The sequence below is a fragment of the Aliidiomarina sp. genome, assembly GCF_047920995.1.
GTDB lineage: Bacteria > Pseudomonadota > Gammaproteobacteria > Enterobacterales > Alteromonadaceae > Aliidiomarina.
Genome location: NZ_JBLRWZ010000015.1, coordinates 34,449 through 57,232 on the forward strand (window position 1 = coordinate 34,449; position 22,784 = coordinate 57,232).

General features: G+C 48.5%; 21 protein-coding genes and 1 other RNA gene. 9 read left to right on the top strand and 13 right to left on the bottom strand.

The annotated features are described in order from the left end of the window. Window positions 1–40 precede the first annotated feature (40 nt). Entirely contained in the window at window positions 41–1,393 is a 1,353-nt protein-coding gene (locus ACNA7P_RS05715) for a hypothetical protein (protein WP_416257654.1), read from the bottom strand. Between the two features lie 9 nt (window positions 1,394–1,402). Continuing rightward, complete coding sequence (locus ACNA7P_RS05720) at window positions 1,403–2,119, bottom strand: VC0807 family protein (RefSeq protein ID WP_416257655.1); 717 nt, start codon at window positions 2,117–2,119, stop codon at window positions 1,403–1,405. 191 nt (window positions 2,120–2,310) lie between these two features. On the opposite strand from ACNA7P_RS05720, the gene ACNA7P_RS05725 reads away from it, so the two are divergent. Continuing rightward, on the top strand, window positions 2,311–3,357 hold the full coding sequence (locus tag ACNA7P_RS05725) for a M28 family peptidase (RefSeq protein WP_416257656.1): 1,047 nt from the start codon (window positions 2,311–2,313) through the stop codon (window positions 3,355–3,357). Next, window positions 3,347–4,765 carry a serine hydrolase domain-containing protein gene (locus ACNA7P_RS05730; RefSeq protein WP_416257657.1) on the top strand — a complete coding sequence of 473 codons (1,419 nt, stop codon included), beginning with the start codon at window positions 3,347–3,349 and terminating at the stop codon, window positions 4,763–4,765. Before ACNA7P_RS05725 ends, ACNA7P_RS05730 begins: the two co-directional genes overlap by 11 nt. Before the next feature lie 68 nt (window positions 4,766–4,833). Here ACNA7P_RS05730 and ACNA7P_RS05735 read toward each other — a convergent pair whose 3' ends face one another. The 5 genes from ACNA7P_RS05735 to gcvT form a co-directional block, all read right to left on the bottom strand. Then, a complete protein-coding gene (locus tag ACNA7P_RS05735; RefSeq protein WP_416257658.1) occupies window positions 4,834–5,028 on the bottom strand; it encodes a hypothetical protein in 195 nt (64 codons plus the stop codon). Window positions 5,029–5,169: 141 nt separating this feature from the next. After that, complete coding sequence (locus ACNA7P_RS05740; protein WP_416257659.1) at window positions 5,170–5,694, bottom strand: DNA-binding protein; 525 nt, start codon at window positions 5,692–5,694, stop codon at window positions 5,170–5,172. Window positions 5,695–6,248: 554 nt separating this feature from the next. Further along, window positions 6,249–9,131, bottom strand: coding sequence for an aminomethyl-transferring glycine dehydrogenase (gene gcvP / locus ACNA7P_RS05745; RefSeq protein ID WP_416257660.1), 2,883 nt, complete (start codon window positions 9,129–9,131; stop codon window positions 6,249–6,251). Window positions 9,132–9,230: 99 nt separating this feature from the next. After that, window positions 9,231–9,620 carry a glycine cleavage system protein GcvH gene (gene gcvH / locus ACNA7P_RS05750; protein WP_416257661.1) on the bottom strand — a complete coding sequence of 130 codons (390 nt, stop codon included), beginning with the start codon at window positions 9,618–9,620 and terminating at the stop codon, window positions 9,231–9,233. Window positions 9,621–9,679: 59 nt separating this feature from the next. Beyond that, a complete protein-coding gene (gene gcvT / locus ACNA7P_RS05755; RefSeq protein ID WP_416257662.1) occupies window positions 9,680–10,780 on the bottom strand; it encodes a glycine cleavage system aminomethyltransferase GcvT in 1,101 nt (366 codons plus the stop codon). 249 nt (window positions 10,781–11,029) lie between these two features. Between gcvT and ACNA7P_RS05760 the strand changes: the two genes are divergently transcribed. Further along, a complete protein-coding gene (locus tag ACNA7P_RS05760; protein ID WP_416257663.1) occupies window positions 11,030–11,875 on the top strand; it encodes a LysR family transcriptional regulator in 846 nt (281 codons plus the stop codon). On the opposite strand, the gene ACNA7P_RS05765 is transcribed toward ACNA7P_RS05760, so the two are convergent. From ACNA7P_RS05765 to ACNA7P_RS05780, 4 genes are read right to left on the bottom strand one after another with little or no spacing between them, the layout of a single operon-like run. Next, window positions 11,872–13,083, bottom strand: coding sequence for an FAD-dependent oxidoreductase (locus ACNA7P_RS05765; protein ID WP_416257664.1), 1,212 nt, complete (start codon window positions 13,081–13,083; stop codon window positions 11,872–11,874). The two genes, ACNA7P_RS05760 and ACNA7P_RS05765, sit on opposite strands and share 4 nt — an antisense overlap. Before the next feature lie 34 nt (window positions 13,084–13,117). Next, window positions 13,118–14,326: an FAD-dependent monooxygenase gene (locus tag ACNA7P_RS05770; RefSeq protein ID WP_416257665.1), complete on the bottom strand. Its 1,209-nt coding sequence runs from the start codon at window positions 14,324–14,326 to the stop codon at window positions 13,118–13,120. Next, on the bottom strand, window positions 14,316–15,680 hold the full coding sequence (gene pepP / locus ACNA7P_RS05775) for a Xaa-Pro aminopeptidase (protein ID WP_416257666.1): 1,365 nt from the start codon (window positions 15,678–15,680) through the stop codon (window positions 14,316–14,318). The genes ACNA7P_RS05770 and pepP overlap by 11 nt, the downstream gene beginning before the upstream one ends. Window positions 15,681–15,692: 12 nt before the next feature. Further along, window positions 15,693–16,265, bottom strand: a complete 573-nt coding sequence (locus ACNA7P_RS05780; RefSeq protein ID WP_416257667.1) for a UPF0149 family protein — start codon at window positions 16,263–16,265, stop codon at window positions 15,693–15,695. Window positions 16,266–16,509: 244 nt separating this feature from the next. Here ACNA7P_RS05780 and ACNA7P_RS05785 point away from each other — a divergent pair, with 244 nt between their 5' ends. Together ACNA7P_RS05785 and ssrS are read left to right on the top strand one after the other, a co-directional pair. Next, entirely contained in the window at window positions 16,510–16,860 is a 351-nt protein-coding gene (locus ACNA7P_RS05785) for a cell division protein ZapA (RefSeq protein ID WP_416257668.1), read from the top strand. Between the two features lie 42 nt (window positions 16,861–16,902). Continuing rightward, window positions 16,903–17,086: non-coding RNA, 6S RNA (gene ssrS, locus ACNA7P_RS05790), on the top strand. Between the two features lie 37 nt (window positions 17,087–17,123). Here ssrS and ACNA7P_RS05795 read toward each other — a convergent pair. Then, complete coding sequence (locus ACNA7P_RS05795) at window positions 17,124–17,663, bottom strand: hypothetical protein (protein WP_416257669.1); 540 nt, start codon at window positions 17,661–17,663, stop codon at window positions 17,124–17,126. Window positions 17,664–17,672: 9 nt separating this feature from the next. Further along, on the bottom strand, window positions 17,673–19,256 hold the full coding sequence (locus ACNA7P_RS05800; RefSeq protein WP_416257670.1) for an amidohydrolase family protein: 1,584 nt from the start codon (window positions 19,254–19,256) through the stop codon (window positions 17,673–17,675). Between the two features lie 125 nt (window positions 19,257–19,381). On the opposite strand from ACNA7P_RS05800, the gene ACNA7P_RS05805 reads away from it, so the two are divergent. From ACNA7P_RS05805 to ACNA7P_RS05820, 4 genes are all read left to right on the top strand, one after another. Next, window positions 19,382–20,056, top strand: coding sequence for a 5-formyltetrahydrofolate cyclo-ligase (locus ACNA7P_RS05805; protein ID WP_416257671.1), 675 nt, complete (start codon window positions 19,382–19,384; stop codon window positions 20,054–20,056). Between the two features lie 76 nt (window positions 20,057–20,132). Further along, window positions 20,133–20,810: a ribose-5-phosphate isomerase RpiA gene (gene rpiA, locus ACNA7P_RS05810; RefSeq protein WP_416257676.1), complete on the top strand. Its 678-nt coding sequence runs from the start codon at window positions 20,133–20,135 to the stop codon at window positions 20,808–20,810. Between the two features lie 42 nt (window positions 20,811–20,852). Then, window positions 20,853–22,085, top strand: coding sequence for a phosphoglycerate dehydrogenase (gene serA, locus ACNA7P_RS05815; RefSeq protein WP_416257672.1), 1,233 nt, complete (start codon window positions 20,853–20,855; stop codon window positions 22,083–22,085). Window positions 22,086–22,167: 82 nt separating this feature from the next. Next, window positions 22,168–22,784: flavin-containing monooxygenase (locus tag ACNA7P_RS05820; RefSeq protein WP_416257673.1), on the top strand; the 617-nt coding region annotated here is incomplete at its 3' end.

Sequence of the window (22,784 nt, forward strand, 5' to 3'; positions counted from 1 at the left end):
ACTATTTATGAACACGAACTTGCTATGAACACGAACTTGCCTACTGGGCGGCTTCGGTTTCTACAATGCCGTTGCGGTTTAGCACCACTTTCCAACGTTGAATATCGTCATTATCGCTCCAGCGTTCGCGGATAACGATATTCAAAACCGAACGTTTTTCTACGATATCTTTAATCACATCGTTGCCATCGCGGCGATAAATTGGGTAGGTGCTTTGCTCTAGCAATGGCGCCAACACTTCCAAATCCAACACAATGGTTTCGCGCGTAGTGGCATAACCACTTAAAAAACGCGCCGGCAGCATTTTCGACCAACTGCTGTAATGCAACACGGTTTCACCGCGCTGGGGCGTGGTAGCTTGCCGCGCTTTTTTAATCTCGGGGGCTAAATCCACAAAATTTTTGTAATCAATCCACTCTAGCGATTTACCCACCATATTTTCATTATTTGGGTCTACATATTGATGGCGCCATTTTGGCCGCCCTTTGCGCAACCACAGCCATAACTTCTGGCGAATATCGTCTTTAAATACTTCCCGCACGGCATACAACAAGGCCACGGCGGCAATAAACACAGCAGTAACATCACCCAAGGTATCGCGAGCACGCAGCACCGCATATGAAACAGCGGTCATTACCACCGCAGCCACTCCGGCTTTCACAAACCGCTCTTCGATATTGCCTAGCTCTTGGCCGATGCGGCGTAAGGTAACCGGAAACTCAATTAAGCGGCGTAACAAGCGCATTTTATTCGATACCCGCGTGCTATCGCTATTCACCCGTTCCGAGTTGTATTCGTTCTCGGCGCGGTATTTCGATTCGCGGCGAGAAATACGCAGCAATAATTCGCGAATATCTTGCTCATCATCAGCAAACTCTAACTCTACCGATAAGCGCAAAAATTGTTGTTCAGAAAACCAAGAAAGGTAGTTATCTACGTTAGTGTAATAACGGCGCAAGCCTTCATCTTTTGGTGCCGTACGGCGCAACCTGCGCAAAATAGTAGCACTTAAATCAAGCAGTTCGGCGAGCGATTCTCGCAAGTTTTCTGGGCGATCACGCAAAATGCGCCCTACTTCTTGCTCAATCGCATTCACATATTGATAGGCATACAAACTTAGGCTTAAGCGATATTCCGGCCCCGGGCGCTCTTCATGTTTGGCTAAACGCTGCACTAAGCGGCTGCGCACCAAGGGTTCTAACTGCACTTGGCTGTGGTAGGTACGCTGCACATGAAATGCTTGATGATAGAACGCCCGCTCGGTTACCAAATCAAAATTTAAACCCAACTCACCCGGCACAAACAGATAAATATCTAGTTTGTGTTCTGGATAATCCCCGAGTTCTCGAGTAATTCGAACACTGAACGATTCATTACTATCAACAGTAACCACAGGCGGTGTTTAGTCCTTTGCTAACAAGAATGTTTCTACCGATTCACCGGTAAGCGTATGGATACGCTTGAACAAGTAAAATATAGCACCCATCAAAATAATCATGGTAGGCAATACAATAACTGGAAAACTGAGCGCCGTCATACGGCCAATTTCATTATTAAATGCTTCTGTTCCCGCAGGGCTGATTACAATCATACGAGCAAGAAAGTAATTCAAGGCCGCCGATAAGAAAAAAGCCGCTGCCACCGCATTGCCAGCAATGTTAATTACCCGCCGAAACGATGCGGTTTGTTGCCGCTCATTTAGAGTTTGATACAGCTTCTCTAAATCCATCATTTTTGGGTTCAGCAGAATTTTTTCCACTACCGGGAAGCGGGTAAAACGGCTACCCCACACTACCAAGCCAATGATCCCCGGCACCGCAGCTTCTTTAATAGCGATATAGGCAGGATCTAGCTCCAACAAGCCAATGCCGCCGGTAAGCAATACGCTTACTAAACCAAGAATCGAGAAGCCATTTATTTTTTTGCGTTGCCACAGCTCACGTAAGCCAAAGCCAATCGGGAATGCGAGAGCAAGCACCAAGGCCGGGGCAGCACCAAGGCGATCGTCACTACTTAACTGCATTAATACAATCACCGGAATGAAAATGTTAAACAGCATATTTGCCATTAACCCGGGTTCTTTTACTGCTGGTTTTTCTGCTTTTTCATGTTTCTGCATAAATTTCTAGCTTGCCATTCGTGATGTGAGGAATAAAATGCGAGGTAAATACCGTTAGGGGCTTATACTATGCTATCTGTTCAGGTTTTGCAGCAGCCACAGGGTAAGATAAGATAGTAGCAATGAAAAATAATGCTAAATGCTACTCCACAAGTGCTACAAACAGTGGCTACAAATGATGGGAATCCGCAATGAGTGCAACGAATACCGAAAAACATAAGCAACAATCATGGTTACGCCGCTATTGGCTAGTTGGCCTTATCGTTTTGTTGGTGTTGTTAGCATGGTGGCCTGGCCGCAGCATTGTTATTTCCGTATTAACCGATCGTGAAGCAGCACGTATTGAAGCCATCACCCCAGCTACGGGCGCAGCCGAAACACCCCATCGTATTGATGCAGAGCAGCTAATGGCCGATTTACATTGGTTAGCCGATGCCGAGCGCGCAGGCCGAGCACCGGGCACCGATGGCAGCCGCCAAGCCCGTGAGTACATTATTGAACGCTTTGCAGCGCTTGGTTTAGCACCAGCGGGAAGTGATGGCTACATGCACCCATTCAGTAGCGAGCGCGTAGAAAGCGGCGTAAATGTTTTGGGTAGCATTATTGGCCAAGATCCAAGCTTGCGTACCATTGTGGTTACCGCCCATTACGATCACCTGGGCGTGCGCGGTGATGATATCTACTATGGCTCCGACGATAACGCCTCTGGCACTGCTGCATTGTTAGCTTACGCCGAGTATTTCAGTGTAAATCAGCCCCAGCACACGCTGCTATTTGCGGCGCTGGATGGTGAAGAACAGGGCCTAGCCGGCGCTTACGCTTTATTTAATACCGGCCACTTGAATCCGAATGATATCGCCTTTAACGTGAACGTGGATATGCTCAGCCGCGATACCGATCAACTGCTATACGCGGTGGGCACCTATCACCATCCTTGGTTGGCACCTTTGGTGCGGCGAGTTCAGCAGGAAAGTGGGGCACGAATTGTAATGGCACATGATCGGCCGAAATGGCGAGCAGGGAATACGATGGATTGGACAATGAGCTCAGACCATGGCGCATTTCATGTAGAAGGCATTCCGTTTATGTATTTTGGTGTGGCAGATCACCCTGATTACCACTCACCACGCGATACTTCCGACAAAGCTGATGAAGAGTTTTTCCGCATTACCACGGAAACAGCGCTCAGCTTTACTAAATTAATAGACCAAGTTTTATCTGAAAAACGTGCACGCTAATATTCCCAAAAAGCTGCTGGCACTGGTTGTTGGTAGCGCCTTATCACTGGCTGCTGCGTCACCTGTTGTCGCAGCCCAAGCCAATGCTGCACAAGTGAGTGCTGCTCAAATTAGTGCTACTCAAATCAACACGGCAATCGATGTGGATTCTTGGGCCAATATGTTGTCGCCGACAGTGTTGTCGCCGAAAGTGCTGCGAGCAGAAGCGCCGATAGCAAACCTGAATACGTCTAAGGTATCCATATATCCCGAGTTTGCCGATATTTTTGCGCAAGCCCTGCAACTCGATAATGTGCCCGGCGGTGTGTATGCCATCGTGCATCGCGATCAAATTGTGGAGCTAAAAACCTTTGGGGTGCGCAGCAGAGCCGATAACCAACCGGTAAACGCAAGCACCATATTCCGTATTGCTTCGGTTTCGAAAACCTTTGCCGGCAGCCTTACCAGCTTGCTCGCCGAACGCGGCACATTCAATTTAGATGATCCGGTTACCCAATATATTCCAGAGCTGCAATTCAAAAGCCCTGAGTACGCCACCGAGTTGCGCGTAGAGCATTTGTTATCGCAAAGCACCGGGGTCATTCCCAATGCTTACGATAACCTGATTGAAGCGGCATACCCGCGCGAGCGCATTATTCCGCACTTCAACCGCATCAACCCCATGTGCACGCCAGGTGCTTGCTATGGGTATCAAAATGTATTGTTCAGTTTGGTAGAAGATGTACTGCACGAAAAAACCGGCCAAAATTACGAAGCCTTAGTACAAGAAGAGTTATTTAAGCCACTGAACATGCACCATGCTTCGTATGGCTTAGAAGCCTATTTAGCCAACGAAAACCGTGCAGCAGCGCATATTCGGGGCCGTAACGGCTGGTTTAGCCGCGAAGTAACACCCCATTATTATCACTTTCCTGCTGCCGCAGGCGTAAACGCCAGTGCGATCGATTTAGCCCAGTGGCTAATCGCCCACTTAGGCTATTACCCCGAAGTGCTACCACCATCGGCAGTGGCCGCAACCCGCGAACGCAAAGTACGCACCAGCCGCGATTTACGCCGCCGCGATTGGCGCCAAGGCCTAACCGATGCCCATTATGGCCTCGGCTGGCGGGTATACGATTTCCAACAAGAAGAATTGATTTATCATGGCGGTTGGGTACAAGGATTCCGCGCAGAAATATCTTATTCACCAAAATATGAAATGGGCTTAGTGCTGTTAATCAACGCCGAAAGCAGCGCCATAAACCAGCTCACCCCAAGCTTCTGGCGACAAGCTTTCGCCCGCATGCAAGCAGAACAATGGGTGCCCTACCAGTACGCAAATCAAATTCAACCAGTACCCACACCAATCAATAAACCCGCTTCAGTTGCTGGCTTTCCGTTTGGTTGGTGTGATACCTGTTTGCTTTAGGTGTTTTCGGCTAGAAGTTTGTTTTTAACTCCGCTGCTGACACTGATATTAATGGCCATTGTTACGTATTAACTATCAGCTGAATCCTGAGTTGTTTGTTTTTTACTTAACAAACTAATTAACTTCGCTTGAGATTCAGCTATAGATTTTTGCGAACCTGCAATCTCTGTAATACGGTTAAGTAATTTAACTGCAAAAACGATAACCCCAATAATAATGGTAAGTTGAACAATAATGGCTAATAAAGCTACTCCTGGGTACATAAACGATCCTCAAATAGTAAATAAAAAATAACGCCCACATAAAGGGCAGCATAACGTGGGCTAAAATCCGAGCGAAGCGAAAGAGCCCCCGTGTTACTGTCCCAGCGAGCCTGCCATCGACTTAATCTGATTGTTATGCGCTTAAAGTACTAACGAAGATATTTTTGATTTAGTACTATGATCTAATTGAGCCCATTCTTTAGCAATATTTATTTGCATATTTGCTGACGCAATCTCTTTAATGGTTATATTCACTTGCTTACGCTGAGATACTTCGTACCATTGCAAAAAGTTAGAAAGATGCCAAATTGCAACTTTTCCACTATGCACAGGTTGTGGAAAGTTTATCTTAGTAGTTTCTAACTTACGCAAATATTGCCGAGTAACTCCCATTAATTTAGCTATATCAGTAAGCCCAACTAAATCTGGTGTGGATTCAATTAATTTAGCATCTGGAATGGCTGATTTAACATCCTCTATCGCTGATGTTACAGCAGAAAATGCATCGCTAGCTTCTCGTGTAAACTGGAGCGCAACACGGCCTTTTTGAGCTATGCCAATAATCGCATCGTCGCAGCCAGATTCTCCAAGAGCATCAATGTAGTCTTGCGGATCTTGAGTAGAATCTGGAAGGGAAAATTTTAAGGTAAATTCAAATTCTTTCATCAGTTACTCCTCCGGGTCACTATCCCGAGCAGTGCAGTTATCAACAACTCTCTTAATTTGTTTGGCGTGATTACTAGCATTTCTAGGTGTACTCCAGACACTTGAAATACAAAACTCACCACAACGACACTCTTTATCGTTGTAAGGGCAATATATTTTACCCCAAGCATGACTACCACCTACTTCCACTCTCCAACCGAGCTCTTCAGCGTAACTCAGTGCTTCCTCAATTTCTTTTTTTGAATGTTTTCTTCTAGGCATACTTAATCAAAAATCTTTTGATGGAGTGTAGACGAACAAATATTGGTTGTCAATCGACAACCTTTCGACATAGTTTCGCCCACATCGGCGAGCGTAGCGAGTACGGCAGGAAAAGGGATACGTGGTAGATGAATACTGAGGATTTCATGAACGGTTCCCTGTGTTCGTGCGTTGCAAAACGCGCAAGCTCATTAATACTTCCATGCTTGCTTATTATTTATTCAACAAACTAAACCGTAAACGGCTTATTTATTCCCAGTAAACATCTTATTTACTGGGAAACAAACACACCGTTATTCTTGATACGCAGAAAGTGGTGGGCAGCTGCATACTAAGTTCCGATCACCATACACATCATCGATGCGGTTTACGGTTGGCCAGAACTTGTGATCGCGTAACCAAGTTTTCGGGAACACGGCCTCTTCACGAGTATAGGGGCGATCCCAATCGTTGGTGATGTCTGCCAAGGTGTGTGGTGCATTTACCAATGGGTTGTTATCGGCTGGCCACTCACCTGCGGCAACTTTCTCGATTTCGGCTTTAATGGCTGCCATGGCATCGCAGAAGCGGTCCATTTCTGCTTTCGATTCAGATTCCGTTGGCTCAATCATTAGCGTGCCCGCAACTGGGAAGCTCATGGTTGGCGAATGGAAGCCATAATCTTGTAAGCGCTTGGCGATATCAATTTCCGCAATGCCGGTTTCTTCTTTTAACGGGCGTAAATCGATAATGCACTCATGAGCAACACGATCGTTACGGCCGGTAAATAGAATTGGGAAGTGCTCACTTAAACGTTTGGCCATGTAATTGGCATTTAAGATGGCCACTTCAGTAGCTTCACGAAGGCCTGCGCTGCCCATCATGGCGATATACATCCACGAGATTGGCAATATGCTTGCGCTACCAAATGGTGCCGCAGAAACGGCGCCATTGCCTCTAGCTAAACCATTGGTATCGAGCAACACGTGGCCGGGTAAGAATGGCGCTAAGTGGCTTTTCACACCGATGGGGCCCATACCCGGGCCACCGCCGCCATGCGGGATACAGAAAGTTTTGTGCAGGTTTAAGTGCGATACATCTGAACCAATATAGCCCGGTGATGTAACCCCTACTTGTGCGTTCATGTTGGCGCCATCCATGTACACCTGGCCACCGAACTCGTGCACGATATCGCAAATCTCACGAATTTGCTCTTCGTATACACCATGGGTAGATGGGTAGGTAACCATTGCACAGCTTAGGTTTTCAGCAACCGCAGCGGCTTTCTCGCGCAGATCGGCAATATCAACATTACCTTTCTCATCGCACGCCACTACTACAACTTTCATGCTGGCCATTTGCGCCGATGCTGGGTTGGTACCATGGGCAGATTCTGGGATTAAACACACGTTACGGTGCGCTTCACCGCGGCTTGCGTGGTAGCGTTGAATTGCTAACAAGCCGGCGTATTCGCCCTGTGCACCCGAGTTTGGCTGCATCGACATGGCATCGTAGCCAGTGATATCTACTAACCAATCTGCAAGCGTGCTGAGCATCTCGGCATAGCCGTGCGCTTGCTCAAGCGGGCAGAACGGGTGCAAGTTAGCAAACTCTGGCCAGGTAATTGGGATCATTTCGGCAGTAGCATTCAGTTTCATGGTGCATGAGCCCAATGAAATCATGCTGTGGTTAAGGGCAAGATCTTTGCCTTCCAACTGACGAATGTAGCGCATCATTTCTGTTTCAGAATGATACTGGTTAAATACTTCGTGCGTTAAGAACTTGCTGGTGCGCGCTAATGGCGCTGGAATTGAATCGCTATTTTGCGCTTCGCCATCAAGCTCGGCCACATCAAGGCCATGCCCTGCGCCTAAAATAATATCGAACAACGCCGCTACATCAGCACGGGTTTTCGCTTCATCGAGGCTAATGCCAATGGTGTTATCACGATCAATACGGAAGTTCACTTCAGCTGCCGCGGCACGCTCTAAAATCGCTACGCGATCGCCGCCCGCTACCTTAATGGTAAGGGTATCGAACCAAGTATCGTTATCGATTTCCACGCCTTTGCTCTTTAAGCCAAGCGCTAAAATATCGGTAAGGCGGTGAATGCGGCCAGCAATATTCTTCAAGCCTTCTGGGCCATGGAATACGGCATAAAACGAGGCAATATTGGCCAACAATACTTGCGCGGTACAGATGTTAGAGGTGGCCTTCTCGCGGCGAATATGTTGCTCACGAGTTTGCATTGCCATACGCAGCGCGGTTTTACCGTGCGTATCTACTGATACACCAATAATGCGGCCAGGTAATGAACGCTTAAACTTCTCGCGGGTAGCGAAGAATGCAGCGTGTGGTCCGCCATAGCCCATTGGTACACCAAAGCGCTGCGCAGAACCAAACACCATATCGGCGCCCATTTCACCTGGAGATTTACACGCAATTAAGCTCATTAAATCGGTAGCTACTGCCACTAAGCCTTTTTTCGCCTGCACCGCGGCAATTACATCAGTTAAATCTAGCACTGCACCGTTATCTGCTGGGCTTTGCAAAAGCGCGCCGAATACATCGTACTCTGCTGCATCTTGCCAAGGGCCTTGAATAATCTCGAAGCCAAACATTTCCGCACGGGCTTTTACTACATCTACCGTTTGTGGGAACACGTTGTTGGCAATAAAGAACGCATTTGATTTTGATTTGCTTACGCGCTGGGCCATTGCCATCGCTTCAGCGGCTGCAGTTGCTTCATCCAACAACGAAGCACTGGCCATTTCCATGCCGGTTAAATCAATCGTTACCTGCTGGAAGTTCAAAATCGCTTGCAATCTACCTTGGGCAATTTCTGGTTGATACGGGGTGTAAGCGGTGTACCAGCCTGGATTTTCTAACACATTACGCAGAATTACATTCGGGGTAAGCGTATCGTAGTAACCCATACCAATATAGCTAGAAAACACTTGGTTCTTCTTGGCGATTTTGCGCAAGCGAGCCAGCGCATCGCGCTCGTTCATTGATTCGCCAACTTGCAAAAAAGGTTCCCGTAGAATAGAGCCCGGCACGGTTTGCGCCGTCATTTCTTCTAAACTACTTGCGCCTACGGCAGCCAACATATCTTGCTGTTCTTGCGGATCAGGGCCAATGTGGCGCGCTACGAATTCATGATTATTTTCTAGCTGGGTTAGCGTTTTACTACTCATGTGCTGTTCCTGGTATCCTGAGATCAATGTGCGAAAGAAACTGCGAAATCATTAAAAAAGCCCCAGCATTGTTGCGGGGGCCTTCCGTGGCGGCGGGAATTAATCTTCGTCGATAGAAGCCGCGTAGCCTTCTGCGTTTAGCAAGCTCTCTAGCTCACTCTCATCATCAGCTTTCAGCTTAAATAACCAGCCATCACCGTATGGGTCACTGTTTACCAATTCTGGTGAATCTTCTAACTCTTCGTTTACCGCCAATACTTCACCAGCGATTGGTGCGTAGATGTCTGAGGCCGCTTTAACTGATTCTGCAACAGCAACATCATCACCAGCAGCTACGTTATCGCCTACGTCTGGCAACTCTACGAATACCATGTCACCTAGCAATTCCTGAGCATGCTCAGTAATACCTACGGTGTACACGCCGTCGCCTTCTGCGCGAATCCATTCGTGTGAGGGTGCATACTTTAATTCGTTTGGTACATTGCTCATGATTCATTCCTTACCTAAGCCCAAAGGCCGTTTATTGTTAATAGTGTTTAAATAGAATGTTACGCAGAAACTACAGCTTTACCGTTACGCACAAAGCTAGGCTTCACAACCTTAACTGTAACTAGTTTTTTGCGCATTTCCACCTGTGCTGTTTCGCCTACTGGCAATGGCACTCGTGCCATGGCAATACTGTAGCCTAAAGTAGGTGAGAATGTGCCAGAGGTTATTACACCCTCGCCGCCATCTACCATTACTTTTAAGCCACCGCGCAACACGCCCTTCTCTTCCATTACTAAACCAACAAACTTCTCGGTGCCTGCTGCTTTTAATGCTTCTAATGCGCTACGGCCTACAAAGTTTCTATCAGCCGGTTCGAATGCAACACTCCAGCCCATGTTGGCAGCTAAAGGGGATACGGTTTCGTTCATATCTTGGCCGTACAGGTTCATACCCGCTTCTAAGCGCAAGGTATCGCGAGCACCCAAACCACATGGTTGCACGCCTACTGCAACGAGTTTTTCCCATACATCGGCTACGTTATTATTAGGAATAATGATCTCATAACCAGCTTCACCTGTGTAGCCGGTGGTGGCAACAAATAAATCATCGAGTTGCACGCCCACAAATGGCTTCAATTCGCTTATTAACGCATGCTGTTCAGCACTCATTAGGTTGGCAATTTTAGCTTTGGCATTCGGGCCTTGTAAGGCAATCATGGCAAACTCGGTGCGCTCGGTAATGGCCACATCAAATTCGCCGCTTTGTAGTTCTAACCACGCCATATCTTTATCGCGAGTTGCCGAATTTACCACTAAGCGGTAAGAATCTTCATTAAAGAAATACACGATTAAATCATCGATAACCCCACCCTCTTCGTTCAGCATAGCGCTGTACAGGGCTTTACCTGGGGTAGTTAACTTGGCTACATCATTCGCCAACAAATGGCGCAAGTATGGCTTGGCATCACGGCCGGTTACATCCACGATGGTCATGTGTGATACATCAAACATGCCTACATCGCGACGCACTGCGTGGTGCTCTTCGATTTGCGAACCATAGTTGAGCGGCATTTCCCAGCCATGAAAATCAACCATCTTCGCGCCCGCTTGCACATGATTGTTGTAAAGTGGAGTACGTTGAGCTGCAGTATTGTTAGCCATAATTGCCATCACTTCTCTGTTGGTTTTTTATGCAGTTTGAATGGCAGCCATTATAGAAGCACAACCGATAAGCAACAAATTAAAAAGGGCAATAATGCTATTAATAAAATTTATGATAAACTGCATGTGATTGATAATTTTTATACAAAACTAGCGTTGTACCCATGAAATTATGCATAAATTCAGCGAGTTAATTCGCTTATTTCATGGCAAATGCAACCTGCTTGATTATGCTTTAGGCCTGCAATTATGAATAGTTTATCGTTAGAAAGTTTGCGCTCATTTATTACCGTTACCGATTTGCAAAGCTATACCCAAGCCGGAGAACGTTTGGGCCGCTCGCAACCGGCCATCAGTTTGCAAATTAAACGCTTGGAAGATCGCATTGAACACCCGGTATTTGAACGCCAAGGCAACAAGCTAAAACTTACGCCGGCCGGGCAAGAGCTATACCAAGGTGCGCGGCAACTGTTGGCCATGCACGATCAATTGCTGGCTAAATTCGCCAAAGCACCAATTTCTGGGCAAGTGCGGTTAGGTATTCCCAGTGAGTTTGCTACCGCGCTATTACCGCGCATTCTCGGTCAGTTTGCCGCCAGTTATCCACAAATTACCTTGGAAGTAACCTCGGCCTTAAGCCGAGATTTGCGCCTTGGCGCCAGCCGTGGCCAGTTTGATATTATTCTTACCGTAGCCGAACAAGCACCCACCGATGCGGTGAAAGTGAAAGAAGATGCTTTAATTTGGGTAGCTGGCCGCGCTGATTACCAATGGCAACGCAATGTGCCCTTGGTGCTTGCTGCGGAAGGCTGCATTTATCGCCGCCGCACGCTGCAAGCACTGAAAGCCGCTGGGCAACCGTGCCGCATTACTTATACCAATAGTGATCTCACCGGTATTAGCAGCGCTTTGAAAAGCGATTTGGGTATTACTGTATTGGCGCGTAGCTCGTTGCCGGCAGATTTAATTGAACTACGGGGCGCCGAGTTGCCAGCATTGGGTACTGTGGGCATTTATTTAGAGCGCCACGGCGAACCGAACAACGATGCTGCCGAGCATTTACTGGCGTACTTGCAGGATTATTTAAACCCTTAATCCAGTTGGTTCGCTTGCCGCAAGAAATAATCTTTCAACGGTTTGGCTTGATTTACCAACTGTAAACCGATGCTTCTACTCAGTTTCACCAATGGATTGCGGGTGGTGAAGAGTTGGTGGAAGCCTTCCATGGTTGCAATATGGCGCACTGCTGCAGCCTTGCGGGCGCGTTCATAGCGGCGCAATGCGCGTTGCAATTGCTGGCTATCAAATTGGCCGTTTAACGTACCTAATTCAGTTATCTCGTGCGCTAACAAATGCGCATCGCCGAAACCAAGGTTTACCCCTTGCCCAGCCAACGGGTGAATAGTGTGCGCAGCATCGCCCACCAATACTTGCCGCCCATATACCCATTTTTGCGCATATCGCATGGTAAGGGGGAACTGCTCCCGCTCACTCTGCACTGTAAGTAACCCTAAACATTGGTTACTTGCTACATTCAGTTCTTTGTTAAATTCCTCTGCCGATAAGGCGCATAAACGCTCGGCTTCCAATAGCGGTGCGCTCCACACAATGGAACACGTATGCGCATCGGCCAGCGGCAATAATGCCAATGGGCCACCAGGTAACGCCTGTTGCCTACCAACTGAGAAAGCCTGCCTAGCAATGCCGTTATGCGGTTCGCTGGTGCGAATGGTAGCCACTACGCCGGCTTGCTGGTAATCCCGGTGGATAACCGGGGTGCCCACTTGTTCGCGCAACTTGGAACGCGCACCATCGGCCGCTACTACTAACTGCGCCAAAATTACATCACCACCTTCCAGTTGAATAGTGGCATCATCTTCATGGTATTCCACCGCCGCGATACTCGCGCCAGCGTACAGTGTTACCCCAAGCTGCTCGGCTTGTTGCCAAAGTGCTGCGGTTAAAACGGCATTTTCAAGAATGGTGCCCAGGCTCGGTAAATCAACATCATCGGCATTAAAGGTAATTTCGCCAAAGCTATCATGATCCCATACATGCATACCCTGATAGGCACCCAAACGTTCGCTTGGTAAGTGCTGCCAGGCGCCCATATCGGTAAGCCATTGCTGTGCTGCTAAGTTAATTGCGCTCACCCGCTGAGTAGCCTGTTCCGGTAACTGGCCCGCATTGGCATCGCGTTCAATTACTGCCACCTTGCGCCCAGCTTTCGCTAACGCGCAGGCCAAGGCTAAGCCAACCATGCCGCCACCAACAATTGCTACTTGGGTTCTATGCAACGCCATTACTTTTCCTTACCCTTTTTGTTTACCACATTGTTTACCACAGTGTTCGAAAACCCATTGCTTTACGCATTAGGGGTTTACTTAACAGAGAACAACTACGTAACGCATATAAGCCTTTACTACGAATATTCCGCCACAATGTATCTTGATTAGAAAACACAGCTACCAAGCCATGGGTTAGGCCAATAATTTCTGCATAATCCCGTTGCCGTTGCTGTTGGTAGGCATTCAAGCCCGCCATAGCGCCGGCATCTTCAGCGCTAATGTACTTGGCCAAATCGAGAATGTCGCGTACACCTAAATTATAGCCTTGGCCAGCTACCGGGTGCAGGGTATGGCAAGCATTACCAATAATTACGCTGCGATGGCCAATAAAACGTTCTGCCATTGCCAGCTGCAATGGAAAGGTTGCTTGGTATTCACAGTTCACGATGCGCCCGGGAGCAGCACCGAAAATATCCTGCACCGCGCGAGTGCGATCGGCATCGTTTTGTTGTTGCAACGCAGCTGCTCGCTCTGGGTGCATGCACCATACCAGCGCCGCATGCTTAGAGCCTTGCGGTAATAACGCTGCTGGCCCCTCAGCGGTAAATCGTTCATAGGCCACATTGCCATGCTGCTGTGCATATTCCACGCGCGCTGCTACTGCTACTTGTGCATAAGCTTCGCGCTGCATTTGCACACCGAGCATCGCGCGGGTAGGCGAATTCGAGCCTTCTGCCACCACAAGTAGCTTCGCCGCCAGCTCTTGGCCATCGGAAAGTTTTAGCTGCATTGCGGTATTTTCCGCCGCCAATGAAGCTACCGCGGTGCCTTGCAAGTGTTCGAAACTGCCTGTTTGGTTGCCAGCGGTGCTGGCACGCGCGCAAGCATTAGAGAGTTCTTGCTGTAACAACCCCGCCATGGCCACATAACCTAGCGCATCAATACCTTCTTGTTGCGCATGCAGCATGGTACTGCCCGGTGAGTTGGCATCTGATACATGAATGTGTTGAATCGCCGGGCTTTTTGCTAACTCGCCTTGCCACACCCCGTATTCCGCCAACACTTGTTGGGTGCGCAGTGCTAGCGCTAAGCCACGAGGATCTTGTTGGGGCGTGCCGTTTTGTTGATCAATAAGTACAATATTTGCCTGCGGGAAACGCCGGTGCATCACCAACGCCGCTAAACAGCCGGTTAACCCACCGCCGGCAATGGCAATATCAACACTGCTTTTTGCATTCGCGCGCGAATTACTGGGCATGCTGCGATTCTCGGTTCTGCGCCTTGGCAGATTTACGCGTGCGCTGTGCTTGTGCCATCAATGCTTCAATACCTTCCACACTTTTCGGTACACCAGCGGTGAGGTTCTCATGCCCTTTTGCGGTAATCAGCACATCATCTTCAATGCGCACGCCCATACCGCGGTAACGGGCCGGCACACGCTCATCGTCGCTGGCAAAATATAAGCCCGGCTCTACGGTGAGCACCATGCCCGGAACCAACGGCATTGGCACGCCATCTTGTTGGTAAGCGCCCACATCGTGCACATCTAAACCAAGCCAATGGCTTAAGCCATGAATATAAAACTGCCGACAACTTAAAGCTTCACGATGCTGCTTAAACTCGCCGGTTAAAATACCTAGCTTAATTAAGCCCTCGGTAAGCACATCAATACAGGCATCTTGGGCACGGGGAATACTCGAACCCGGACGCAACTCGGCCATTGCCGCCAGTTGTGCGGCTAACACCAGTTCATACACTTCCCGCTGGGCTGGGGTGAATTTGCCATTCACCGGAAAAGTGCGGGTAATATCGCCAGCGTAACCCTGATACTCGGCGCCAGCATCGATTAAAATAAGATCGCCATCATGCAATACATCGCTATTGGCCGTGTAATGCAAAATGCAGGCGTTGTTGCCGCCACCGCAAATGCTTGCATAGGCTGAGCCGGCCGCACCACGGGTTACAAATTCATGTTCAAGCTCAGCGGCTACTTGATACTCAAATACACCAGGGCGCACAAAATTAAGGGCACGGCGATGCCCAGCCATGCTAATTTCCGCTGCTTGGCGCATTAATTGTTGTTCGGCTGGGCCTTTAATTAACCGTTGTTGGTGCAATTGCGCGCGCGGATCATGTAAACGCTCGGGCGCCGTTTTAGTGCGCTTAGGTGCCGCCCGTAAAGTACGCAGCATTAATTGCAATTCGGCTTCAAACTCTGGAAATTGATCGAAAGCGATATACAAATCAGAATGGCCATCCATGAGTTGCGGTAGTTGTTCGGCCACTTTGGTGTTTTCGTAGCAGGCCTGAATACCGCTATCGTGCCCCGCTTGCAAACAGCCTAAGCGGCGGCCATGCCACACTTCTTCATGGGCATCTTTCGGCAGCACAAACAGGATTTCAGGCTCTTCTAGTTCTGGCGCCAATACGAGTAAACCATCGGGCTCATTAATACCGGTAAGGTAAAAGAAATCGCTATCTTGGCGGAACGGGAAGTGTGTATCGCGGCTGCGAACCACTTCTTTCGCTGCGGGAAATATCGCGATACTACCAGGCACCATACTGGCCATGAAGGCCGCGCGGCGCTGTTGCAACTCACTTACTTCAATCATGTATGTTGCTCTCTAGTGTAACGTTGAGCTAGTTGGCGGAGCCGGTGCTGGTTTTGTGCTTAACTCGTTAAAACACATAATGGCGGTAATGCGAACATATTCGCTTACTTCGAAAAACGCCCGCTCATCATCTTCACCAGACGCCACATCCGTGGAAAGCTTGGAAATTTCGGCGAGATCTTGAATCGCCTCTTTTAAATCATCTGAAGCGGCCGCTAAGTTTTGCTGATTTACGCCAAATCCTACCAAAAAACATTGCGCCCATTCCGTTAGCGCCTGTAAACGCTCGCTTAGTGGATCGTCATCACTTGGCAGAATCAGTTGAAAGCTTAAATCGCTGCAACTTAGGCCTACTATGGTTTGTTGGTGCAATACTTCCAACGTATTGATCATCGAATCGCTAAATTTGTGCCCTTCGTTGGCCAAATCAGCCATAATCAACAACCACTCGCGCTCTTTGCTTGGCGCACTGCTCGCCACTAAACCTGCCAACATGCCGTGCACTTCTGCGGCAGATAGAATAATTTGCTCTTCTTGCAATTGCCGAGATAACTGTTCAAAGGTTTGCGCTGAGGCTTCGCTCATAAATTCCACTCTTGCTACTTAAATTTAATGTAATCCTACCACCACACACCGTTTGCAGCCAGAAAAGCTGTGTTAATCTCATTGCAACTTTGCTGCGCTCTCGTTATGCTTCGCGCTATTATGGTTACTACGTAAAAAAATACCAAAACAGTGCAATGTTTGGCATCGGATTGCTGTATTAGTTGCTGCGCCAATTATTAACTAAACTATCAGGTAATAGCGCGCTAGCTTAGAGGGAAAACACATGAGTGATAATGTTGTAGACATCAAAATACTCGACCGTAACTATCGCGTTATGTGCCCTGCTGGGCAAGAAACTGCGTTACGTGAAGCTGCTGAGCAATTAGATACCCGCATGGCAGAAACACGTGCGAGCACGAAGCTCACCAATATGGAGCAGATTGCGATCATGGCGGCACTGAATTTGTGCCATGAATGGATTCAAGAGCGTGCTACCGAAGGCAAGAAAATTGCCGCACTAGAAGATAAAATCAGCTTGTTACAAGCCACGATTGAAAAAGCGATGGGGCAGCCTAAATCTTCAGCAAACGAAACGAAACCAACGCTGCCACCCTCCAGTTCTAACGCGGAATAAGTTATACTAACGTACGTTGTACTAACCAAGTTGCACAAACAATGTTCTCTGGGGTGTTTGCCAACGTCTGCATGTCCCTGAGCCGATACCGTCAGTATAGGGTCCTGTCGGGTTACCAGTGCGCAAGCCCGCCTTGCAGCGGGAAGCCTACAGTAGCCTGCTCAGCACCCGCCTTGAGCCAGTGGGTTCAAGGGCTACCACGATGTAGCGGCACCTTGGAGAACACCCAACAAAGAACACCCTAACAAAGAACACCCTCACGTTTAATGCGGCTGGAACTCAAACATCACCCCTTCATGCGCCATAATCAAACGTTTCTCATCGATACGAATAATTTCGCTACCAAACGCAAACCGCGCTTCATTTTCGCATTCGATATACAGCAACTGCACTGGTGTTTCGAGATTTAAAGCGAAAATATCTGGGTTCATACCAATGCGATTGGCCACTACGCCAAGTTGCTGCCAATCACTAGTGATATCCGGATTAATACAATCTCGCCCGGCAAAACGAATATTGCGATCGCCAAAATCTGCGCGATAATCACGCCAACGTAGCGTTTCTTCGGTTGATAAGGTGGCCAACGATGTGGTGTGAATGGTATGCATTCGCCATTCACCTTTCAGTTCTAAACTATACATGGGTTGGCAGGCGGTAATTACCATGCAGCCAGCCAAAGGCAAGAGTACACGCGGCTTCGAAGCGGTGCGCCGCAGCATTTGATACGCTAAACGCGATTTGCAGCCTAACAATTTGCAGGCTGCAATTTTATTTACCACGTTGCTTAGCACTGAATTATTCATAAGTTTACCTTATTCGCTTTCCGCTTCTTTTGCTGCGCGAACCATATCACGCACATTTTTCAGCATTGCTTTTGCATCATAAAGAATACCATCGCGCATGGTATACACCACACCATCAGTTCGCATTGGCTGATTATTATCATCTAAACGATAATGGCCAGTGCCGTACAATACCTTAAAGTTGCGTAAGGGATTATCGCGCAAAATCACTAAATCCGCTTTTTTACCTGGAATTACACTACCGATATCATCTTCTAAGCCAAGCGCTTCGGCACCAGAAAGTGTTGCGGCGCGAATAACTTCTAACGCATTAAAACCAGCTTCGCGTAATAGTTCAAGCTCTTGAATAAAGCCGAAGCCATAGATTTTATAAATGTAACCGGAATCGGAGCCCGTGGTAACTCTGCCACCATGGTTTTTGAAATCATTTAAAAACTCCATCCACAAACGGTAGTTCTCGCGCCAAGCTATCTCGTCATCCGTGGTCCAATCGAACCAATACGAACCATGCGCATATCGGCTTGGTGTGAAGAAACGCTCTAACGTAGGCAGCGTATATTCCGCATGCCATTCAGCATTACGTTGGGCCGCTGCATCGCGGCTGGCTTCATAAATAGTAAGCGTGGGGTTAATCGTGAAATCAAGCTCGATTAGCTTATCGCGCACATAGTTCCAGCGATCACTGCCTTTCCTTGCAGCTTGTTGCCATAAACGCCCTGCTTCACTAAAGCGATCTTGTTCATTCTGATAATTGTAATCTGGTGAGTAATTCTGAATAACCTGATTGGTAAATAAGGCCTCTGGCAAGCCGTACCAATGTTCCATGGTAGTAAGGCCCATGGCCGCCGAATCAAGCACATTAGTGCGCACCACATTCAACTGGGCATGGTGCATCATGGTACCGAGGCCAAGCTCATTGGCTTCGGAAATAGCAGCTGCAATCACCCGTGGTGGGGCACCAAAAAACTTCACGCCCTGAGCGCCCTGGGCTGCGGCACCTTGCACCCATGCCCGCGCTTGCTCAGCAGAAATGATGGGCTCACTAGAGCCTCTGCCAAAACCTGCATAGGGAATAATACGCGGCGCGGCAATGGCATTATCAGCCGCTTGTTGGGCTTGATCTACTGTCCACTCGAGGCCACGAAAACTACCCGGTTCGCGAACCGTAGTAATGCCGTGCGCTAACCATAGTTGATAAACATACTCTGGTGGAATATTCGGTGCCGAACCACCAATATGGCCGTGCATATCCACAAAGCCCGGCAATACATAATGGCCGCTGATATCAATTTCATGATCGCCAGGGCCAGCCGTGGGCCGGCCACCTTCGCGAATAGGCACACCTGGGTAGCCCACTACATCAACCCGCACAATACGATCATTTTCAATCACGATATCAACCGGGCCTACGGGTGGCGCGCCTTCACCGTTTACCAAAATGCCACCACGCAGAATTACCCGTGAAAATGGCCCTTGTTGCACAGGCTCGGCGGCAATTGCCGAGTTGGGCATTACGAATGGGGTGGCAACACTTACACACAGCACTGCAACACTACAGATTAGAATACGGCGAACCGATTGAATTACACGCATGAATCAGCCTATTATTATCATGATGAGCAAATTGTTATTGAAACGTTAGCATACTCCAAGTTTCGCAACTTGTGCAGGGTACTGTAAAGCGTATGGTGCGCAATCGAACGCAAAAGGACCTAAATTTGCCGAACTCTTCGCATAAAAGCACAGCAACACATGCCGCGGCAGTGCAACACAACACAACCCAGCAGAGCCTGTTGCGCCAGCAGCTAAGGGAACAATACCGAGCTGCTCGGCAAGCCCTTTCTGATGAACAACAACAGCAGGCAAGTGCCGCAATTGCAAAACACCTTACCGAGATGGTGAGTGCTACGCCTGTGCGTTGTGTTGCTGCCTACATTGCCAATGATGGGGAACCAAGCTTAGCGGCTGCTATTCACGCTCTGTGGCAACGTGAGATTACCGTGGCGGTGCCGGTGCTACATCCGGTGGTGCCTAATCAGTTATTATTTTTGCGCTATCACGCCAATACGGAGCTGGTAGCGAACAAGTTTAATATTCCCGAGCCGCGTATGCGCTGCCAAGATATTATGCCTTTAAGTGCTATCGATTTAGTATGCATGCCGCTGGTAGCATTCGATGCCCATGGCAACCGTTTGGGGATGGGCGGCGGGTTTTATGATAGAACCCTAGCCGGCTGTAGTATGAATCGTTACCCTAATTTGCAGCGCGTGGGTATTGCCCATGATTGCCAGTACGCTGAGCAGTTGCCTGTTGCTTCATGGGATGTGCCCATTGCCCAAATAGTTACACCTTGCCGCACTTGGCAATTTAACACTAGCAGTGGTAACGATTAGCCGTATAATATCGTTCCATTCTCTACCAGTTTACTGGCCCCGCTAAATCCAAGGATTCCGAGTAATGGGTACATCTATGCAACAACCTACCGAAAACGCACAAAACCGAGCGAAACAACATGCGGCAGAAGCTGCGATTGCCTATGTTAAACCCGACATGATCGTGGGTGTTGGCACTGGCTCTACGGTAAATTATTTTATTGATGCACTAGCGAGCATGAAGCACGAGATTGAGGGTGCGGTAAGTAGCTCTGAAGCTTCTACCCAGCGCTTAAAACAGCATGGTATTCCGGTATATGATTTAAACGGTGTAGATCGCGTAGAAATTTATGTTGATGGTGCCGATGAAATTAACGCCCAACTGCACATGATTAAAGGTGGTGGTGGCGCCCTTACTCGCGAGAAAATCGTGGCCGCCGTGGCCGAACAATTTATTTGTATTGCCGATAGCTCTAAGCTGGTGAATGTTCTAGGTGAGTTTCCCCTGCCAATTGAAGTAATTCCAATGGCCCGCTCATATGTGGCGCGGCAAATCGTGAAGCTAGGCGGTGATCCAATCTATCGCGAAGATTTTGTAACCGACAACGGTAACGTTATTCTTGATATTTATAATCTGCATATCGAAAACGCCGTAGACCTTGAGCAGAAAATCAATCAAATTACCGGTGTAGTTACGAATGGCTTATTCGCTGCCCGTGGTGCAAATATTGCCCTACTGAGTGATGGCGAGCAGTTAGAAACACTAGAAAAATAAGATTAACCCGCAATTTTAAGCAGCAAGCACAAGGAATTTCAGATGTCGCCGGTACTCTCGCTCGCAAAAGACAAGATCAAAATTCTCTTATTAGAGGGAGTGCACCAAAGCGCGGCAGAGTGCTTTGCCCAGCATGGCTACACACAAATTGATTGCCATACCACGGCATTTAACGAAGATGAACTAGCAGACATGATTGCTGATTATCATTTTGTGGGCATTCGTTCGCGAACTCAGCTGAGCCGCAAAGTGCTCGCCCGCGCCGATAAACTGAATGCTATTGGCTGCTTTTGCATTGGCACCAACCAGGTGGATACCAGCGCTGCTCGCGAATTCGGTATTCCGGTATTTAATGCGCCCTTTTCGAATACCCGCAGCGTGGCTGAGTTAGTGCTCGCGGAAATTATTATGCTGCTACGCAAAATTCCGGAGAAAAATATGGCCTGCCACCAAGGTGGTTGGTTGAAATCGGCGGGCGGCTCCCATGAAGCGCGCGGCAAAACCTTAGGCATTATTGGCTACGGCCATATCGGCACCCAGCTTGGCGTATTGGCGGAGCAACTAGGTATGCGTGTTGTGTTTTATGATATTGAAACCAAGCTTTCCTTGGGCAACGCATTGCCGATGCCATCATTACCTGCGCTGCTTCAAGCCAGTGATATTGTAAGTTTGCATGTGCCGGAAACAGAGCAAACCCAAAACATGATCACCGCCAGCGAACTGGAATTGATGCGCACTGGCGCCTCTCTGATAAATGCTTCTCGCGGCACCGTGGTGGATTTAGCAGCGCTGGCGCAGTTTCTAGAAAATGGCCATTTAGCAGGCGCGGCAATTGATGTGTTCCCGCAAGAACCGAAAAGCAATAACGATGAGTTTCTCTCGCCTTTACGTGGCTTAAGTAATGTAATCCTTACACCGCACATTGGAGGCTCTACCCAAGAAGCGCAAGAGAACATTGGCACTGAAGTAGCGCATAAGCTGATCAAATACTCAGATAATGGCTCTACCCTTTCAGCAGTAAACTTCCCAGAAGTAAGTTTACCGCTGCACGGCGGCAGCAGCCGTTTACTGCACATTCACCACAATCAACCGGGCGTACTTACGCGCATTAACCAAATTTTTGCCGAGCTGGGCGTGAATATTTCCGGCCAGTACTTACAAACTGATAGTGAATTAGGCTACGTGGTAATGGATGTGGATAGCCAACAAGCCGATAACGCCTTGGAACAGTTGAAAGAGATTCCTGGCACCATCCGCTGCCGAGTGCTGCACTAATGGCATCGTGCTGGCGAGCTAATGGCATGGCACCATCGCTATTCGCGGTGCCATACCAATTACATAACGATAGCGCCTTCTTATGCCTACAGAACAGCAACTGATTCATACCCAATTTGTAATTATCGGTGCTGGTTTCGGCGGCATTGGCATGGGCATTCGGCTCAAACAAAGCGGCCACGAACAATTTGTAATTTTAGAGCGCGGCGCTAGTATTGGCGGCACTTGGCGCGATAACACTTACCCAGGCGCCGCCTGTGATGTGCAATCACATTTATACTCGTACTCTTTTGCGCCGCACTCACACTGGTCTCGCCGCTTTAGCCCACAGCCGGAAATACGCACCTATATTGAAAATTGCGTTAGTAAGTTTCGCATTACGCCTCATATTGAGCTCAGTGCCGATGTTGTGGAAGCGCGCTACATAGAGCAAGAAATGCGTTGGCATGTGCAGCTTGCTGATGGCCGGGTGTTCAGTTGTCAGTTTCTTATTTCTGCCACCGGCCAGCTGAACAACCCCAAGTATCCGGATATCCCCGGGCGAGATGATTTTCAGGGGGTGCATTTCCACTCTGCCCGTTGGCAACATGAGCATGATTTGCACGGCAAGCGCATTGCGGTAATCGGTACGGGCGCTTCGGCAATTCAATTTGTGCCGCAGATCGCCAAGCAGGCGAAAGAAATTGCCCTATTCCAACG

Excerpts from the sequence above, each read along its gene's own strand:
- ACNA7P_RS05720 (WP_416257655.1), bottom strand. The coding sequence starts at position 2,119 with ATGCAGAAACATGAAAAAGCAGAAAAACCAGCAGTAAAAGAACCCGGG.
- ACNA7P_RS05725 (WP_416257656.1), top strand. The coding sequence starts at position 2,311 with ATGAGTGCAACGAATACCGAAAAACATAAGCAACAATCATGGTTACGC.
- ACNA7P_RS05735 (WP_416257658.1), bottom strand. The coding sequence starts at position 5,028 with ATGTACCCAGGAGTAGCTTTATTAGCCATTATTGTTCAACTTACCATT.
- ACNA7P_RS05740 (WP_416257659.1), bottom strand. The coding sequence starts at position 5,694 with ATGAAAGAATTTGAATTTACCTTAAAATTTTCCCTTCCAGATTCTACT.
- gcvP (WP_416257660.1), bottom strand. The coding sequence starts at position 9,131 with ATGAGTAGTAAAACGCTAACCCAGCTAGAAAATAATCATGAATTCGTA.
- gcvH (WP_416257661.1), bottom strand. The coding sequence starts at position 9,620 with ATGAGCAATGTACCAAACGAATTAAAGTATGCACCCTCACACGAATGG.
- gcvT (WP_416257662.1), bottom strand. The coding sequence starts at position 10,780 with ATGGCTAACAATACTGCAGCTCAACGTACTCCACTTTACAACAATCAT.
- ACNA7P_RS05760 (WP_416257663.1), top strand. The coding sequence starts at position 11,030 with ATGAATAGTTTATCGTTAGAAAGTTTGCGCTCATTTATTACCGTTACC.
- ACNA7P_RS05765 (WP_416257664.1), bottom strand. The coding sequence starts at position 13,083 with ATGGCGTTGCATAGAACCCAAGTAGCAATTGTTGGTGGCGGCATGGTT.
- ACNA7P_RS05770 (WP_416257665.1), bottom strand. The coding sequence starts at position 14,326 with ATGCCCAGTAATTCGCGCGCGAATGCAAAAAGCAGTGTTGATATTGCC.
- pepP (WP_416257666.1), bottom strand. The coding sequence starts at position 15,680 with ATGATTGAAGTAAGTGAGTTGCAACAGCGCCGCGCGGCCTTCATGGCC.
- ACNA7P_RS05780 (WP_416257667.1), bottom strand. The coding sequence starts at position 16,265 with ATGAGCGAAGCCTCAGCGCAAACCTTTGAACAGTTATCTCGGCAATTG.
- ACNA7P_RS05785 (WP_416257668.1), top strand. The coding sequence starts at position 16,510 with ATGAGTGATAATGTTGTAGACATCAAAATACTCGACCGTAACTATCGC.
- ACNA7P_RS05795 (WP_416257669.1), bottom strand. The coding sequence starts at position 17,663 with ATGAATAATTCAGTGCTAAGCAACGTGGTAAATAAAATTGCAGCCTGC.
- ACNA7P_RS05800 (WP_416257670.1), bottom strand. The coding sequence starts at position 19,256 with ATGCGTGTAATTCAATCGGTTCGCCGTATTCTAATCTGTAGTGTTGCA.
- rpiA (WP_416257676.1), top strand. The coding sequence starts at position 20,133 with ATGCAACAACCTACCGAAAACGCACAAAACCGAGCGAAACAACATGCG.
- serA (WP_416257672.1), top strand. The coding sequence starts at position 20,853 with ATGTCGCCGGTACTCTCGCTCGCAAAAGACAAGATCAAAATTCTCTTA.